Below are 17,428 nucleotides of genomic sequence, written 5' to 3'. Positions count from 1 at the left end.
GTTTGGATAATTAAGTAAAACACTCATTGACACCAGTACCATCCCATGCTAAGATTGGTTTACATTTTAATTCCGAGTAAATAGATATGATTAATATGAGTAAGGAAAGGGAGTTACCAGCATGGAGCATGCCATCACGATTCAAAGCGACGATGTCGAATTAGCCGCAACATTGCATTACCCTACACAGCAAACCACAGCGGTTCAAGCCGATTGTCAGCGTTGGCCCTTAATCATCATTTGTCACGGATTTATTGGGAGTCGAATCGGTGTTGACCGGCTTTTTGTAAAGGCAGCTCGCTCTTTCAGCGCACAAGGTTATTTTGTACTTCGTTTTGATTATGGTGGCTGTGGCGAGAGTACAGGGGATTATGGCGCAGGTGGGCTAGATGTACTAATTGAACAGACTAGACGAGTTATTGATTATGGTGTTTCCATTGACTGTGTGGATCTGAGTAGAGTTATTCTGCTTGGACATAGCTTAGGCGGCGCCGCGGCAGTATTAACGGCAGCTAGAGATCATCGAGTGAAAACCCTCGTCCTTTGGTCAGCTGTTGCCCATCCACACAACGATATTATGCGAATCGTCGGCAAAAATGAATACGAGAAATTGCCCCTAGGTGGTACGATCGATCATCATGGATATAAACTAACAAGTCGATTCTTCGAATCTCTATCACAGCATCAACCGTTTGAACAATTACGTAAATTTACTGGAGATGTATTTGTCGTTCATGGAACAGCAGACGAAACCATTCCTGTTGATTATGCGCCGTTATATCAGAAGATGTTCTGGCTGCGCAAAGAAGGTCAATGTGACCTGGAGCTCGTTTATCAAGCGAATCATACGTACTCGACGACACCATCAACGACTGAATTGCTGGAGAAAACGGGAGATTGGCTGAGCTATACGTATAAACGAAACAAAGAGTGGAACGATTGGACAATTTAAATGACTTGGAGGCATGACGATGGCGAAACCATTGGAATTAGACGAAATTTGGGTAGAGCGAATCAAGCAAATTTTAGATGGACTAGAATATGGGTCAGTACAAATTGTGGTTCATGATGGCAAGATTACACAGATTGATAAAACAGAAAGAAAAAGATTTGAGACGACGGCTGTTCCGCAAGCTCAAACCACATTACAAGCTGTGAAATCGACATCCAAACAAAAGAGTAAAGTTTAGCCTTGTTTTTGCACTCATACATTGGCCCTCATTCATGTGGAATGGGGGCTGTTTTCATTCGTCAGAAGACGTATACTAAGGAGGAGTAGAAGCGAGATTTGGAAGGAGAATCTTATGCGTAAAGGTCACTTTATTTGGGAAGATGCGCAGGGAATCAAACACTATGTGTACGAGTGGCTTCCTTCGGAAGACGTGCGATTCAAGGGGATAATGCAGATCGCGCATGGGATGGCAGAAACAGCCGCTAGATATGAGCGTTTAGCTGATGTTTTGACAATGAACGGTTACGCCGTCTATGCAAATGATCACATGGGACATGGCCAAACAGCGGGCTCACTGGATGCTGTGGGTAGGTTTGGCAAGGATAGCTTTCATGCCATGGCTGATGCAATGGGGCAAATTACGTCACAAATTCGTACGCGTTATGAAGAGGCAAACCTACCGTTATACCTGCTAGGGCATAGCATGGGTTCATTTTTAACGCAATATTATATGGGAACTTATATGGAGCGGTACCCGACACATGTACAAGGAATTCTGTTGTCTGGTTCGAATGGAAAAGAAGGACCAGCACTTCGTGTTGGAATTGGGATTGCGACGCTGGAAGCGGCTATACGAGGAGATCATTTTCGAAGCTTACTGTTGACTGCACTTTCTTTCGGATCGTTTAACACAAAGTTTAAGCCGAATCGTACGCCGTTTGATTGGTTGAGTCGGGATGAACAAGAGGTTGATGCTTACATCAATGATCCGTATTGCGGTGGGATTTTTACATCGGGATACTTCAGGGATTTCTTCAAAGGATTAATGGAAATACATGCACCCCATCATTTGGCTCGGATTCGTAAAGAGATTCCAATTTATATTTTCTCAGGTGAGGATGATCCAGTTGGCGGGCAAGGAAAGGGAGTTCGCAGCTTAATTAAGACCTATGAGAAGCTGGGGATACAAGATATTAGCTATAAGCTATATCCAGGTGGCAGACACGAGATGTTGAATGAAATTAACCGCGATGAGGTTATGGGGGATATTGTTGCAAGGCTGGATAGTTGGATTGTGAAGTGAAATAAGCTGTTCCTTGCGGGCTTTATGGCTGGTGGGGAACAGCTTTTTTTGGTGATGGTGGAGAATCACAATGTGAGTTCACTAGTTGCTACTTCGCGTTACGTTCGAGTTGTGCACGAATGCCCTCGCGATCAATTTGAATCCAGTATTCTACGATTTTTTCATTCTCTACGCGATAAACAGCGCTAGCTATTTCGATAATCGGTTTTCCAGTAGGAGAGAAGCCATCAACTTGGCCGATATGTGTACCCGTTTGCTTCCAGCGAACGTAGACACGATCTTCCTGGGAGAGGAGCTCCTGAACTTCTAATTGAAAAGTGCCGTAAGTATCAAGCATTTCTCGAACATGGTCAGCGTAATTAGCAGGAGTGCGATGGACCGTTGATTCGTTCTCAGCTGTCATTTGATGAGCTAGAACTTGTTCGGCCATATAATCATGGGCAGCATCAGGCTGCAGACCAGAACGGACGAGTTGAAAGAACCGTTGCACGACATCTCTTGGTGATAATGGCATATAGGGTTGCTCCTTAAATTGGAAGAATGAGTTTTAGGTAGAAAAAGTATAGAGGATAGTAGGGTGAAGTTCAAGTGGCAGATAAGGATGGTGAGGAGTTTCACATTGTTAGCGTTATTAGGAGTCAGGTAACTTTCACAGATAGTATGTTACACTAATGTAAAAAGCTGAAGGAGGCCCCTATGTATGAAGGCTCTTACCTCGGACCGTATTAAAATCCCCCTAGGATTTTGGGCAGGATTACATCAATTAGGGATTGCCCCCCACGATGTAGCTCGCAAAGCAGGATTGCCACTCACCATTATTACTGAATCAGGAGTCACCACTGCCCAATATTTCACGATCTGGCAGGCTTATTCCGATCTCATTGGTGACAATTCCCAAGGAATTATCAAGCTTGTGACCGCCTTTGAAACAGCAAAATATCCACCGTCCGTCTTAGCGACTTACCACGCTCGAGACTATCGCGACGCACTAAACCGAATGGTTCGTTATAAGCAGTTGTGCCCTCCAGAAAGCTTACATATCACCGAGGAGGGGGAAAACTGTGTAATCGAGTTGAATTGGCTGACTACCGAGCAACACGGACCTCCGATGCTGGTTGGTATAACACTGGCGTATCTGCTGGAACTCGGACGCAGAGGCACAGGTCAACCTTTGACGGCGAAGCTCGTCGAATTTTCACAGCCCATGGGCGACGTACAGGCACTTGAAGCTTACTTTGGTTGCCGCGTCAGAGTTGGAGCACAAAGGAATCGGTTGACATTACATCGAATCGATTTGGACCGCCTCTTTGTTTCGTACAACGAAGAGTTGCTGGAGATCCTGTCTCCTGTGCTGGACCGATCGTTGGATGAACAGCAGCGCAGACGCTCTATTTGCGAGAAGGTCAAATGGATCTTGAAACGTAGCCTTATTGGAGGGCGTCCCGACATACATACTGTCGCGAAGGAGTTGGGTATGAGCGATCGTACCTTGCAGCGCCAGCTTACTGTTGAAAACACGAGCTTTAAACATTTGTTGACACAGGTTAGACATGAGCAGGCAAGAGAGTATTTGGCAGACCCCTCGTTCGAAATTAAAGAAGTGGCATTTTTGATCGGATTTGAAGACCAAAACTCGTTCTACCGTGCCTTCCGTCTTTGGGAAGGGGATACTCCTTCCAATTGGCGTATTGCCAACCTAACCAATTCTACAGAGAAGTAGTAGGTACAGTTTTTTATCATTTGGCGTGTTTAGCAAGAATTTTGGCGCAATAGGCTAGTTACTGAATACTCCAGACAAAGTAATATAATCCCTATCCGGTTACAAGATTGTTTTTTAAAGGAGACATGTACGATGGATATGGGATTAAACAATAAAACCGCTTTAGTTACAGGATCTACGAAGGGTATTGGTAAAGCAATTGCCATTGAACTTGCCAAAGAAGGTGTTAATGTCCTCATAAATGGACGGAACTATGAAGAGGTAGAACGTATTGTCCAAGAAATGAAGTCGGATTTCCCGACTACCTCACCTCAAAATGCGACTGCCGATATTGTGGATATTATGCAAAGAGAGGCACTATTTAATAAATACCCTGACATTGATATCTTAGTAAACAATATGGGGATTTATGAAATGATGCAATATGAGGACGTTAGCGATGAAATATGGGAAAAGTACTTCCGTACCAATGTTCTTGCTGCAAATGGATTATCTAAATTTTATTTACCCAAAATGTTGAAAAATAATTTTGGCCGCATTATCTTTATTGCGAGTGAAGAGGCAATGATGCCTTCTGGGCAAATGCCACAGTATTGTATGACAAAATCAATGCTATTATCATTGTCAAAAAGCCTATCAAAATTAACAAGAGGAACAGAAGTTACTGTCAATACGATCATGCCAGGACCAACACTCTCTGAAAATGTACATCAAATAATTGAGAGTATGTATCCAAATGAAGATATGACTTTTTCTGAAAAAGAGAAACAATTGATGTCTACCATTTTACCTCAATCTGAAATCCAACGATTTATCAAGCCTATTGAAATAGGAAGACTAGCTGCATTTGTATGTAGTCCCTATGCAGCGGCATTTAAAGGCTCTCCGATCCGTATGGATGGAGGGATGGTACCTACTATTTATTGATATTTTTGTACGGCAGATCAAGTACAAAAAGAACCTTGAATTTATTCTCAAGGTTCTTTTTGTTATATTAAAATAAAAGTATCCTTATTTAAGAGGGGGGCTTGTGCGTGAATACAGGTAAGAAGAAGGTGGCCATTACGCAAGCAAGCCGAGAAACGGCTCCAATTCTTGTAAAACGTGCCTTGAACCGAGCGCTGCTCGAGAGACAATTGCTGTTAAGGCGAGTCAATCTGCCACCGCTGGCCGCGATTGAACATTTAGTTGGTATGCAAGCCCAAGCTCCGAATCCTCCATATTTTGGCTTGTGGGCACGACTTGAAGGATTTCGACAGGAAGAACTGAGCTGTCTAATTGAAGAAAGGAAGGCGGTGCGCATCGCGATGATGCGCTCTACGATTCACTTGGTGTCAGCTCGTGATTGTTTAGAGTTGCGACCCTTGGTACAATCTGTCCACGACCGAGGTTTTAACGGTTCCTATGGCAAGAGTCTCGCGGATATAGATGAACAGGCGCTTGCCGCAGCAGGCCGTGCTCTGGTCGAAGCGAAGCCAATGACATTCAGCGAGATAGGCAAGCGGCTTAGTGAAGAGTGGCCGGACCGAAATCCGGATGCTCTCGCAGCTGCCATCCGGACTTTGGTGCCACTTGTTCAAGTGCCGCCACGCGGGCTTTGGGGTCAAAGCGGCCAAGCATCGCATACGTCTTCCGAACAATGGCTTGGATCGTCCCTCACTTCTGAACCGAGGCTAGAGTTAATGATCAAACGTTATTTGTCCGCCTTTGGCCCAGCTTCAGTCAAGGACATGCAGGCATGGTCGGGTCTAACAAAGTTACGCGAGGTATTCGAGAAGATTCGTCCTGATCTCATTTGCTTTCGAGACGAGCAGGGGAATGAATTGTTTGACCTGCCAGAAGCTCCGCGACCCGATCCTGACATCGCGACCCCACCACGATTCTTGGGCGAGTTTGATAATATCCTTTTGTCACATGCAGACCGTACACGGATTATCGATGACACGTATCGAAATCGGGTATTCACCAAGAACGGCATCATTCGGTCAGTTATCCTCGTGGACGGCTTTGTTAGTGGAATATGGAGTCTCAAGAGGGGGAGCGGAACAGCTATACTAACCATTGAACCCTTCATGAAATTATCTTCTCAGGTACAAGAGGAATTAGTAGTGGAGGGGGCTAAACTGTTGAAATTTGCTGCAGGTGACGATCCCACCCATGAGATCCAGTTCATAACTTAGGGAATTCAACGAGAACGAGGAAAAAAGTTGTTCAACACCAAAAGTTTGATTCGTGATGGGAAATAATTCACGCATGGCTTGAAACATTTGGCAACGCTGGACCGTTTAAGAATTGTGTGAGTTGTTTGTGTTGTTGGAGTTAGAAGGGGGAGTTGTGGTGAGAAGAGTAATAAGTTTGATACTGATGACTGTTCTAGGATTAAGTTTCATGACAATCTTCAGTTCTTCAACTGTATATGCTTGTTCATGTGCTCGCCCTCAAACTGTCGAAGCACAATTTAGCCGTTCGGAAGCTGTTTTTGCTGGTCGTGCCCTTGATGTGAAAGAGCAAAGAACCTTAAACGGAAGTATGACGAAGTCTGCGCTATTCGAAGTAAGTCGTATATGGAAAGGCGGCCCTGAGTCTCAAATCATTATTCACACGGGAAGCGGTGGCGGGGATTGTGGAATTAATTTTGAAAATGGTAAGGATTATTTGGTATATGCCCAGCCCTCTACCATGTATGGAGACAAAGAGTTACTTGTCACTATCATTTGCGACCGGACGGTTGCTTTAGATCAAGCGCAGGAGGATCTCGCTGTATTAGGTGAGGGTAAAGTCCCGACGGAACAAGTTCATCTTGAAGGTGATCTGTCGCGTATACCTCCCTATATCTGGGTTGCATTAATTGGAACTGTAGTGTTAGGAATGATGATATTCTTTGTTCGGCGAAAATGGAGGAAGTAATGAAATAGCAGCCCCCTTCGCGCAATGCGAAGGGGGGCTGCTTGCTGCTGCATTATGCCAGCAGCTTCTTAAACTCCTCGGTCAGCAGCGGCACAACCTCGAACAGATCGCCGACAATGCCGTAGTCGGCGACTTTAAAGATCGGCGCCTCCGCATCCTTGTTGATCGCGATGATGACGCGCGAAGAACTCATCCCCGCCAAATGTTGAATGGCGCCGCTAATACCGCACGCGATGTAAATTTCCGGCGTCACGACCTTGCCGGTCTGGCCGATCTGCATCGCGTACTCGCAATACCCCGCGTCGCAGGCTCCGCGGGAAGCTCCAACAGCGCCGCCTAAGACGGCGGCCAGCTCTTCGAGCGGCTGGAACCCATCAGCGCTGCGCACGCCCCGTCCGCCGGAGACGACGATCTTGGCTTCAGCCAAGTCGATGGCGCCGGACGTTTTTTTCACGACCTCCCGGATGACGCTGCGCAGGGAGGGAGCGGGATAGGCAACATCGATGATCGCAGCTTGACGCGAAGCGTCAGGCTCGAGTGCAGCGATGTTGTTAGGTCTTATCGTGACGACCCATGGCGCAGTTGGGTCGGTAAACGCTTTCTTTTCGACCGCTTTGCCAGCGTAAAGCGGTCGGGTGAACAAGACGTTATCGCCGCTGCGTTCAATGGCGGTAACGTCAGAGATTTGGCCAGCGGATAACGAAGCTGCGGCCAAAGGTGCGAGATCACGGCCCACAGCCGTATGACCGAAGTACAGGGCGTGGGGCGCTGCAACAGCGGTCACGGCCAACAAGGCACTGAGATACGCCTCCGAGTTATAACTCTCTAACTGAGAATCCTCTACAACATAGACGGTGTCTGCGCCATAAGCAGCGAGCTCACCAGCTAACGCTTTCGTGCCAGTACCACCGAGCAGAACTGCAGCAAGTGTATCACCATCAGCAGCAGAAAGCTGCGCCGAACGTATGGCCTCAAAGGATACTTGACGAAGCTTGCGACTGCGAGCTTCTGCAACTACAAGAAATTGTTTAGCCATCGATATAGCCTCCTAAGTTATTATAGTTTCGGGTGTATTTAGATCACTTTGGATTCGTTTCTTAGTGCTTGAACGAGCTCAGTTACTTGGTGGGCAAGCTCGCCTTTGAGGATGCGACCAGCTTGACGCTCAGGTGGGAGGGATAAAGCCAGTCGTGTTGTTTTGGCAAGAATGGCATCCGCGCCAGAAATGTCATCTAGGGTTAAGTGCTGGAAAGGTTTTTTCTTCGCTTTCATAATGCCAGGAAGTGAGGGATATCTAGGTTCATTTAAGCCTTGTTGCGCTGTAAATAGAGCAGGGAGTGGTACCTCGATGACTTCGATATCACCTTCGGCATCGCGGTGAACAAGCGCTTGTTCTCCTGTAATTTCGAGCTTTGTAATCGAAGCGACATGAGGCAATCCAAGTAAATTAGCAAGACGAATGGCTACTTGGCCTGCACCGTTATCAACGGAGAAGTTACCTCCTAGCAAGAGGTCGACAGACTGGCTGCGTAAATACGCTGCTAAAATTTCAGCAATTTCGAATTCATCACCTAAGATTCGATCATCGGTGATCAAAACAGCCTCGTCAGCTCCCATCGCGAGAGCAGTTCGCAGCGCCTCCGCCGTGCGATCAGGTCCGATCGAAAGAAGTGTCACTTTACCGCCATGCTCATCCCGCAGTTGAATGGCTTGCTCGACGGCATATTCGTCGTACGGATTAATGACGAACTTCGCGCCATCCTCTTGAACGACGCCACCCTGCAAGACGATTTTCTCCTCTGTATCAAACGTTTGCTTCAATAATACAAAAATGTCCATAGCCAAGCTCCCTCCTGAATATACATGAAATAAGAACTTTAAATGGTGGTCTTTGAAGCCATATTTACGTCTCGATGCCTCTCAAGAAAAAATCAAGCGTAGGTTCAACCTGTGCAGTTAACGAATACTTCTGTCCGGAAATCAGCCAAGAGGTAACGACTTCATCCATACCTCCAAAAATGAGGAGTCTCACGAGCTTAACATCCAGATCGGATCGGAAGCTGCCGTCATTCTTTCCTTTTTCTAATATATTTTCAATGAGGATAATATATCTCTTTAAAGCAAGACCAATCTCTTTGCGAAGCTCCAAATCACTTTGACGAAGCTCGATTTGCGTGAGGTAAGCCATATGAATGTTATTTTCTAGCTCGCTAAAATGGATCTCACAGATTTTGCGCAACGCATCCTTTGGACTTGTGCTTTCACGGACAGCAAGGTTGAACTTCTCAACGAGCTCGCCTAATTTCTCTTGAAAAAGACTAGTTAAGATATCCTCCTTCTTCTTGAAGTAGAGATAAATGGTGCCATCAGCGACCCCGGCTTCTTTGGCAATACGCGACACTTGGGATTTATGAAATCCATTTTCCGCAAATACTTTCATTGCTCCTTCGAGAATCGCATAATACTTGTCTGGTTTTTTGCCACTTGTCAAGGAGATCACCTCGGTGTTAGAATACAAATATCGGTGAATGAATACTCATTCATTTTCGTAATTTCATCATAAAATACGCAGTACGCCTTGTCAACGACTTATTCCGCTTAACCAAGCATGTAGGGAGGTTTGTCGGCTTACTCTTCACAGTGAAGCAGGTTTCTACTCTTATTTAAAAAGGGACTCATGGAATTTGCTTTTTTGCGATTCATGAATGTAAGCGTTAACAAAAAGGGTGTGTTTACAAACTAAACAAAAGGAGGGTCCTCCATGACCGGTACGCTGATTCAGTTTCTCCTCTTTCTGGCGGTTACGGGTTTGGCGCTCTACGGGTTCAGCCGGGTTGTGTATCACCGATACTTATATATCCAGTTGGGAAAATCGGTGGATTTGAAGAAAGAAGCTAGCTTAAGGCTCAAGGGGTTTGCGGTTCAAGTGTTTGGCCAGACGAAGTTATTGAAGGATAAAAAGAGCGGCATTATGCATATCGTGATTTTTTATGGCTTCATAATTCTACAGCTAGGTGCATTGGACCTTATTTTAAAAGGATTAATTGACCGAGGGTTACCGATTCCTGGTTATAACTACTTTACCCTCATTCAGGAAGTGACGGTCGGGTTGATTGTGTTGGCCATGGGCTACGCGACCTATCGACGCTATGTCGAGAAGCTTAAACGCCTTAAACGAGGATGGAAACCAAGTATTGTTGTGTTTTTTATCATGTTTCTGATGTTGTCAGTCGTCATAAGCGGTGGGTTTGAACGTATTCGTGAGGGTCTCCCAGCTTCAGGCTTCGCTCCGCTGACATCGGTTTGGGCGGCTATGTTCGATGGGATCTCAACTTCTGCGGCGACTGTTGGTTTTTATGCAGGCTGGTGGATGCATCTATTGATTCTGTTATCTTTCCTAATTTATGTACCGCAGTCCAAGCATTTTCACATTATTACCGCTCCGATTAACATTCTTCTGCGGCGCACGGAGCCCACAGGCAAGCTCGCATCCTTGAATTTGGAGGATGAAGACGCAGAGACATTCGGAGTTGGCAAGATTGAGGATTTTACGCAAAAGCAGATGCTGGATTTCTACTCCTGTGTAGAGTGTGGACGCTGTACGAGCGTGTGTCCCGCTAATACGACGGGCAAGCTGCTGTCCCCGATGCATCTCATTACGAAGCTGCGCGATCATTTGACGGAGAAAGGCGCAGCCATTACCTCGAAGTCGCCTTGGGTGCCTGCCATGGTGTTTGCACCTGAATCACAGGGGAACCCGTTGGATGTTGAACTTATTGGCGGCGTCATTACCGAAGAGGAGCTTTGGGCTTGTACAACCTGTAGAAACTGTGAAGATCAATGTCCAGTAGCGAATGAGCATGTGGATAAAATCATTGATATGCGCAGGCACTTGGTGCTAATGCAAGGCAGTATGCCGCATGACGGTCAGCGAGCGTTGCAAAACATTGAGAGACAAGGCAACCCTTGGGGGATATCCCGCAATGATCGTGTGAAATGGGTCAAAGAGGTTGATCCGGAAGATGCTCTTGAGGTTCGAACGGTCAAGGAAAATCCTACTTTCGAGTATCTCTTCTTCTTAGGCTCGATGGGAGCTTACGATAATCGCAGTCGCAAAATAACACATGCATTCGTGAAATTAATGAAGGAGGCTGGTATCTCTTTTGCCATATTAGGAAATGAGGAGAAAAATTCCGGTGACACACCGCGTCGAATGGGGAATGAATTCCTGTTCCAGCAGTTGTGTGCGGACAATATCGCTACTTTTCAGAAGTATAAGGTAGGTAAGATCGTTACAACATGCCCGCATACGTACCACACGTTTAAAAATGAGTATCCCGAATTTGGCTTAACCGCTGAGGTTTTTCATCATACAGAACTGCTGGATCTATGGGTGAAAGAAGGACGCTTAACTCCGCAATATGAAGTCAATGAACGCATAACGTACCATGATTCTTGTTACTTAGGTCGTTATAACGAGGTGTATGAAGAGCCTCGTAACGTGTTGCGGGCAATTCCTGGCGTGGAACTTGTGGAACAAGCGCGTTCTCGTGAGAACAGCATGTGCTGTGGAGCGGGTGGAGGCATGATGTGGATGGAGGAAACAGCAGGTACGCGTGTGAATGTGGCGCGTACGGAGCAACTGCTGAGTGTCAAGCCAACGGTGATTTCCTCGGCGTGCCCTTATTGTTTGACGATGGTAGAGGATGGCACGAAGCTGAAAGAAGTTGAAGAGCAGGTAAAAGCACGGGATATCGCAGAAATTCTGGCACAATCGGTGTTTGGTCTATCGAAAAACTAAAGTATTGCTTACGATGCTAGTTTTTCTATCGAAAAACTTTAAGGAGATGATCACATGACAACTATTCGTACGGCAGCGGTAATCGGTTCCGGTGTAATGGGTTCCGGTATTGCTGCGCATTTAGCCAATGTAGGTATTCCTGTCTTATTGCTCGATCGTGTGCCAGAGCAGCTAACGCAACAAGAGGAAGCAGCAGGTCTTACGCTTGATCACCCTAAAGTACGGAATCGGTTTGCGGTAAGTGCCATGGAAAAGCTTGCGAAAACAAACCCAGCACCTCTGTATAGCGAAGCTTTTGCCTCACGTATCACGCCAGGGAATATCGAGGACGATTTGGCGAAGCTGAGCAACGTGGATTGGATTGTCGAAGTCATTATCGAAAATTTACAGGCTAAACAAGAACTTATCGCTCGTATTGAAAAGGTGTGGAAGCCCGGTACGATCGTTTCGTCGAATACGTCAGGAATTTCCATAAATGCCATGGTGGAGAACGCTGGGGCAGCATTCAAGAAACATTTTCTAGGGACTCATTTCTTTAATCCTCCGCGCTACATGAAATTATTGGAAATTATTCCGAATGAGCAAACGGATCCTGCGATCATCGCGAGTATGAGTGATTTTTGTGAGAAAAAGCTTGGTAAGGGCGTTGTGCAAGCGAAAGATACACCTAATTTTATAAGTAATCGGATAGGTACTTACGGTTTGCTCATTACTTTAAGAGAAATGCTGTCCAAAGGCTATACGGTTGAAGAGGTAGATGCGGTAACAGGACCTGCGATGGGGCGGCCGAAAAGCGCGACATTCCGCACGCTGGACCTTGTTGGTCTTGATACATTCGTGCATGTGGCGAACAATGTGTTTGATCTCGTGACGGATCCAGTGGAGAAGGATGTCTTCGATACGCCTGCCATTTTGAAAGAGATGGTAGCCAAAGGCTGGATTGGCGAGAAACAAGGTCAAGGTTTTTATAAAAAGGTGAAAACGGCTGAAGCTAAGGAAATTCAGGCTTTGAATTTAGAAACGATGGAGTATGCAGCTAGTCGCAAAATTAGTTCAGCCTCCTTGGAAGCATCAAAGCAAGCGAAGGGGACCGTGGCAAAGATCAAAGCTTTGTTGGGGGCGAAGGATCGGTACTCGGAGCTCGCGTGGAACATTTTGAAGCCAGTTCTGCTTTACGCAGCTGAGAAACGCGACGAAATCGCGGATAACATTGTTGACATCGATAATGCGCTCAAGTGGGGCTTTAACTGGGAGTTGGGGCCTTTTGAAACTTGGGATGCGATTGGACTGAAACGTTCTGTGGAACGCATGGAAGCGGAAGGCAGTACCGTGCCTGAGTGGGTAAAAGCGTGGATTGACGCGGGTCATGACAGTTTCTATGAGCGAAAAGAGGGTCGCACCTTCGCGATCTTGAATCAGGAGCTTAACGAGGTGGAGTCGCGGCCAGAAATCATTTCGCTAGCCTCTCTCAAGCAGCAAAACAAAGTCATCCGCTCGAACAGCGGAGCGAGTTTAATCGATATTGGTGACGACGTAGCTTGCCTGGAGTTCAACTCCCCGAACAATGCAATTGGGGCCGATATTCTCACGATGATTCAGCAAAGTGTTGATGAGGTACGTAGTAATTATCGGGGGCTGGTTGTGGCCAATGAGGGCAAAAACTTCTGTGTTGGCGCCAATCTAATGCTCCTGTTGATGGAAGCGCAGGACGGCGAGTGGGATGAAGTAGATGGCATCATTCGGTTATTCCAGAACGCGATGCTGAAGCTAAAAAGATTGGATAAACCGGTCGTCGCTGCTCCACATAAAATGACGCTCGGTGGTGGCGTAGAGGCCTGTATGCCGGCTGATCAGACGATTTTCTCGGCGGAGACGTATTACGGACTCGTTGAAACAGGCGTTGGGCTAATTCCTGCAGGAGGCGGCTGCAAAGAGTTAGCGTTGCTGGCCAGTCAGCAAGTAAGAGATCCGGAGGTTGATCTGCAGCCATGGATCAATGCAGCTTTTGAGACGGTGGCCATGGCGAAGGTATCCACGAGCGGCCATGATACGAAACGTCTCGGCTATATGCGAGCACAAGATTCCGTCGTGGTGAATCCCGATCATCGGATTTACGAAGCGAAGCAAGCCGTTCTAAGGATGGATGCAGCGGGATATACACCTCCAGCGGTGGAGAAAATTCGCGTGGTCGGCGAGAATGGGAAGGCAGTTATGCAGGTTGGCGCTTACTCGATGCTGAAAGGCGGCTACATTAGTGCGCATGACCAACTGATTGCCAATAAACTGGCACATGTGTTAGCAGGGGGGAATGTACCTGCGGGTACGCTGGTGACGGAGCAATATATGCTGGATTTGGAGCGCGAAGCCTTCTTGAGTCTATGTGGTGAGATCAAGACGCAGCAGCGAATGCAGTATATGCTCTCGAAGGGGAAGGCTTTGAGGAACTAAGAAACTGGCGGTGAGTCCCCCTAACTCATAACTCCGTAAGGGAACGTAGAGATGCTATTTGTAAGCACTAACCCTGATTTCGAAGTGAAGGGGAACGATAGTGCGCTATTTGGTTCAAAAGCGAGCAATTAGTCGTCATTTCGAGTAAATAGAACACCTACGTTCCCTTGTGTGGAAAGGGAGAGGTTGAGGATAAGGAAAAGGATGAGAACACAATTTGTGAGGTTTGATACCCAACTATTCCTAATGAGGTGAGTTCGATGAAGGAAGCCGTCATTGTATCCATAACACGCACCGCCGTAGGGCGCGCGAAAAAAGGCAGTTTCGCGCAAACGCGTGCGGAAGATCTTGGCAAAGCCGTACTCGAAGAAGCTGTACGGCGAGTTCCTGGTCTCGACAAGGGTGATGTCGAGGACATTATCATCGGGTGCGCGATGCCCGAAGGCGAGCAAGGGCTGAACTTCGCCCGCACGATGTCGCTGTATGCGGGTTTTCCCGTGACCGTGCCTGCGATCACGGTCAATCGCTTCTGTTCCTCCGGCTTACAAGCCATCGCATATGCGGCGGAGCGCATTATGCTCGGCCACGCCGAGGTGATCATCGCCGGAGGCGTGGAGAGCATGAGCCACGTCCCGATGACGGGCTTCAAGCTCTCGCCGCATCCGCGGCTGGTCGAGACCATGCCCGAGGTGTACATGGGCATGGGGCATACAGCCGAAGCTGTCGCGCAGCGCTTCGGCATCTCGCGCGAAGCGCAGGATGGCTTCGCGACGCGCAGCCATCAGAAGGCAGCGGCGGCCATCGCAGCGGGCCGCTTCACAGACGAGATCGTGCCGGTGAGCACGAGCGTGAAGGGCGTGGACGAACGAGGCAAAGCCTTCGTTCGTGAGTACGTGTTTGCCACTGATGAGGGCGTTCGCCCCGATACATCCGTGGAAGGGCTGAGCAAGCTGAAGCCTGCGTTCAGCTTGGGGGGCTCTGTGACGGCGGGCAACGCGTCACAGACGTCGGACGGCGCAGCGGCGGCCGTGCTGATGAGTCGTGAGCGCGCGGAAGCGCTCGGGCTGAAACCGATGGCGACGTTCCTGTCCTTCGCGCTATCCGGAGTGGAACCGGAGATCATGGGCGTTGGCCCTGTCAAAGCGATTCCGAAGGCGCTGAAGATGGCAGGTATTTCCCAAGATCAAGTCGATCTCTTTGAGATTAATGAAGCATTCGCTTCACAGTGCGTTCATATTGTTCGCGAGCTTGGAATTGATGAGGAGAAGGTCAATGTCAATGGGGGAGCGATTGCACTGGGTCATCCACTTGGCTGCACAGGTGCAAAGCTGTCAACAAGTTTAATATATGAACTGCAACGCCGAGGCGGCGGTTATGGGGTTGTGTCGATGTGTATCGGCGGCGGAATGGGAGCGGCTGGTGTTTTTCAAGTTCATCCGGCGGAATAATCGCTAAATCATCCTATCGTTCTTAAATGTTCATTATCATCATTCCAAATCATAAGGAGAGTTGACTCATGACGAACAAAGTCGTTGGCGGAAGCTTTGTTATATCGGATCTTGATTTTCATTCCATCGTAACTCCAGAGGATTTCACGGAAGAGCATCGCATGATTGCGGAAACAACACGTGACTACGTGAACGGGGAAGTTATGCCGAATGATGAGCATTTAGAGAAGCTGGATTATGATCTGACTGTAAAACTCATGCGCAGTGCGGGTGACCTTGGGTTGCTTGGGGCGGATGTGCCAGAAATCTATGGTGGCCTTGGGTTGGATAAGGTTAGTTCCACGATCATAAGCGAGAACTTAGCGCGTGCTTCTTCGTTTGCCTTATCCATTGGCGCACATGTCGGCATTGGAACGCTGCCCATCGTGTTCTTCGGTACACCCGAGCAGAAGAAAAAGTATTTGCCTGACTTAGCGACAGGGGCGAAAATTGCTGCCTATTGCTTAACGGAGCCGACTTCCGGATCGGATGCTCTTGGCGCCAAAACAACGGCACGGTTATCCGATGACGGAAAGCACTATCTTTTAAATGGTTCCAAGCTCTATATTACCAACGCCGGCTTCGCTGATATTTTCATCGTCTATGCGAAGATCAATGGCACGGACTTCACGGCGTTTATCGTGGAAAAGGGCGATCCGGGCTTTACGATGGGACCCGAAGAAAAGAAGATGGGGATTAAAGGCTCATCAACGCGTCCTTTATTTTTCGAGGATGTGAAAGTGCCTGTTGAAAACCTGCTCGGAGAAATTGGCAAAGGGCATCTCATCGCTTTTAACATTCTGAACATCGGCCGTTATAAATTAGCTGTTGGTTGTCTAGGTGCGTCCAAGGAGACGATTGAGCTTGCAGTGAAATATGCAAATACGCGTCAGCAATTCCAAACGCCAATCTCGAAATTCCCACTAATTGGAAAAAAACTTGCTGAAATGAACATTCAGACGTATATCCTAGAAAGCATGGTGTACCGGACGACGGGTCTATTTGATACGATCCTCAAGGATATTGACCACTCCAGTCCGGATGCAGGCAAAATATCGGCGAAAGGCATATCGGAATACGCGCTCGAATGCTCAATTAATAAGGTATTTGCTTCGGAAGTTCTTGACTTTGTTGCAGATGAGGGACTACAAATTCACGGTGGTTACGGCTTTATTCAAGAATATAAAGTAGAGCGGATCTATCGCGACTCGCGGATTAATCGGATTTTTGAAGGGACGAATGAAATTAATCGCTTGCTCATCCCGGGTACATTGGTGAAGAAAGCAATGAAGGGCGAACTGCCTTTGTTACAAAAGGCGCAAGAGCTGCAAGGTGAGTTACTTGCCTACATGCCAGGTCAAACGTTTGAAGGTACTTTAGCAGAGGAAGCTCATTTGGTGGCGATGGCCAAAAAGGTATTCCTCATGGTCGGTGGGCTTGCCGTTCAGAAATATGGCATGGCGCTTGAGAAAAATCAGGAAGTTTTAAGCAACCTGGCTGATATCATGATTCAAATTTTTGCTGCAGAAAGTGGGCTGCTCCGTACCCAAAAACTCATTGACAAACAAGGCGAAAGTAAGGCGAAAAACGCCATTCAGCTTACAACGGTATTTATTCATGAGGCTTTTGACAAAATTGAGGCATATGCGAAAGAAGCGCTCAGTACGATGGAAGAAGGAGATGTGCTTCGGACTCAACTATCTATACTCAAGAAGCTGTCTAGACGCAGCAGTGTCAATACAGTGGGGTTGAAGCGCGACATCGCCGCACGTGTAATTCAGGGTGAGAAATACATCGGATGAGTCTTGGG

The 17,428-nt window shown here is 47.3% G+C and carries 15 protein-coding genes; 11 read left to right on the top strand and 4 right to left on the bottom strand.

The genetic code is table 11. The features are described 5' to 3' along the window. Window positions 1-121: 121 nt before the first annotated feature. The 3 genes from ACSQ8P_RS20585 (at window position 122) to ACSQ8P_RS20575 (ending at window position 2,255) form a co-directional block, all read left to right on the top strand. The gene (locus tag ACSQ8P_RS20585; protein WP_436236890.1) at window positions 122-952 is read left to right on the top strand and encodes an alpha/beta hydrolase family protein; all 831 of its coding nucleotides are present in this window, start codon (window positions 122-124) and stop codon (window positions 950-952) included. Between the two features lie 19 nt (window positions 953-971). Continuing rightward, complete coding sequence (locus tag ACSQ8P_RS20580) at window positions 972-1,190, top strand: YezD family protein (RefSeq protein WP_436236889.1); 219 nt, start codon at window positions 972-974, stop codon at window positions 1,188-1,190. Window positions 1,191-1,304: 114 nt separating this feature from the next. Beyond that, window positions 1,305-2,255, top strand: a complete 951-nt coding sequence (locus ACSQ8P_RS20575) for a lysophospholipase (protein ID WP_436236888.1) — start codon at window positions 1,305-1,307, stop codon at window positions 2,253-2,255. Between the two features lie 88 nt (window positions 2,256-2,343). Here ACSQ8P_RS20575 and ACSQ8P_RS20570 read toward each other — a convergent pair whose 3' ends face one another. Further along, complete coding sequence (locus ACSQ8P_RS20570) at window positions 2,344-2,769, bottom strand: ester cyclase (protein ID WP_436236887.1); 426 nt, start codon at window positions 2,767-2,769, stop codon at window positions 2,344-2,346. 186 nt (window positions 2,770-2,955) lie between these two features. Here ACSQ8P_RS20570 and ACSQ8P_RS20565 point away from each other — a divergent pair, with 186 nt between their 5' ends. The 4 genes from ACSQ8P_RS20565 to ACSQ8P_RS20550 all read left to right on the top strand — a co-directional run bounded on the left by ACSQ8P_RS20565 (window position 2,956) and on the right by ACSQ8P_RS20550 (window position 6,882). Continuing rightward, complete coding sequence (locus ACSQ8P_RS20565; protein WP_436236886.1) at window positions 2,956-3,975, top strand: helix-turn-helix domain-containing protein; 1,020 nt, start codon at window positions 2,956-2,958, stop codon at window positions 3,973-3,975. Window positions 3,976-4,107: 132 nt separating this feature from the next. Further along, window positions 4,108-4,902 (top strand): SDR family NAD(P)-dependent oxidoreductase, encoded by a 795-nt coding sequence (locus ACSQ8P_RS20560; protein ID WP_436236885.1) that lies wholly within the window; start codon window positions 4,108-4,110, stop codon window positions 4,900-4,902. 107 nt (window positions 4,903-5,009) lie between these two features. After that, entirely contained in the window at window positions 5,010-6,155 is a 1,146-nt protein-coding gene (locus ACSQ8P_RS20555) for a winged helix DNA-binding domain-containing protein (RefSeq protein ID WP_436236884.1), read from the top strand. 157 nt (window positions 6,156-6,312) lie between these two features. Continuing rightward, complete coding sequence (locus ACSQ8P_RS20550; RefSeq protein ID WP_436236883.1) at window positions 6,313-6,882, top strand: hypothetical protein; 570 nt, start codon at window positions 6,313-6,315, stop codon at window positions 6,880-6,882. A gap of 52 nt (window positions 6,883-6,934) precedes the next feature. On the opposite strand, the gene ACSQ8P_RS20545 is transcribed toward ACSQ8P_RS20550, so the two are convergent. From ACSQ8P_RS20545 to ACSQ8P_RS20535, 3 genes are all read right to left on the bottom strand, one after another. Further along, a complete protein-coding gene (locus tag ACSQ8P_RS20545; RefSeq protein WP_436236882.1) occupies window positions 6,935-7,918 on the bottom strand; it encodes an electron transfer flavoprotein subunit alpha/FixB family protein in 984 nt (327 codons plus the stop codon). A 38-nt stretch (window positions 7,919-7,956) separates the two neighbouring features. Then, on the bottom strand, window positions 7,957-8,721 hold the full coding sequence (locus ACSQ8P_RS20540; RefSeq protein ID WP_436236881.1) for an electron transfer flavoprotein subunit beta/FixA family protein: 765 nt from the start codon (window positions 8,719-8,721) through the stop codon (window positions 7,957-7,959). A 64-nt stretch (window positions 8,722-8,785) separates the two neighbouring features. Continuing rightward, a complete protein-coding gene (locus ACSQ8P_RS20535) occupies window positions 8,786-9,373 on the bottom strand; it encodes a TetR/AcrR family transcriptional regulator (protein WP_436236880.1) in 588 nt (195 codons plus the stop codon). 270 nt (window positions 9,374-9,643) lie between these two features. Here ACSQ8P_RS20535 and ACSQ8P_RS20530 point away from each other — a divergent pair, with 270 nt between their 5' ends. From ACSQ8P_RS20530 to ACSQ8P_RS20515, 4 genes are all read left to right on the top strand, one after another. Further along, entirely contained in the window at window positions 9,644-11,683 is a 2,040-nt protein-coding gene (locus ACSQ8P_RS20530) for a (Fe-S)-binding protein (RefSeq protein WP_436236879.1), read from the top strand. Window positions 11,684-11,737: 54 nt separating this feature from the next. Next, on the top strand, window positions 11,738-14,131 hold the full coding sequence (locus tag ACSQ8P_RS20525) for a 3-hydroxyacyl-CoA dehydrogenase NAD-binding domain-containing protein (protein ID WP_436236878.1): 2,394 nt from the start codon (window positions 11,738-11,740) through the stop codon (window positions 14,129-14,131). A gap of 260 nt (window positions 14,132-14,391) precedes the next feature. Beyond that, entirely contained in the window at window positions 14,392-15,579 is a 1,188-nt protein-coding gene (locus tag ACSQ8P_RS20520; protein ID WP_436236877.1) for an acetyl-CoA C-acyltransferase, read from the top strand. A 68-nt stretch (window positions 15,580-15,647) separates the two neighbouring features. Beyond that, window positions 15,648-17,420, top strand: a complete 1,773-nt coding sequence (locus ACSQ8P_RS20515; RefSeq protein WP_436236876.1) for an acyl-CoA dehydrogenase family protein — start codon at window positions 15,648-15,650, stop codon at window positions 17,418-17,420. Window positions 17,421-17,428: the final 8 nt, after the last annotated feature.

The organism is Paenibacillus sp. LjRoot153, assembly GCF_964253085.1.
GTDB lineage: Bacteria > Bacillota > Bacilli > Paenibacillales > NBRC-103111 > Paenibacillus_E.
Note: the sequence above shows the minus strand (reverse complement) of the source record. Positions and strands in the feature narration are given on the sequence as shown.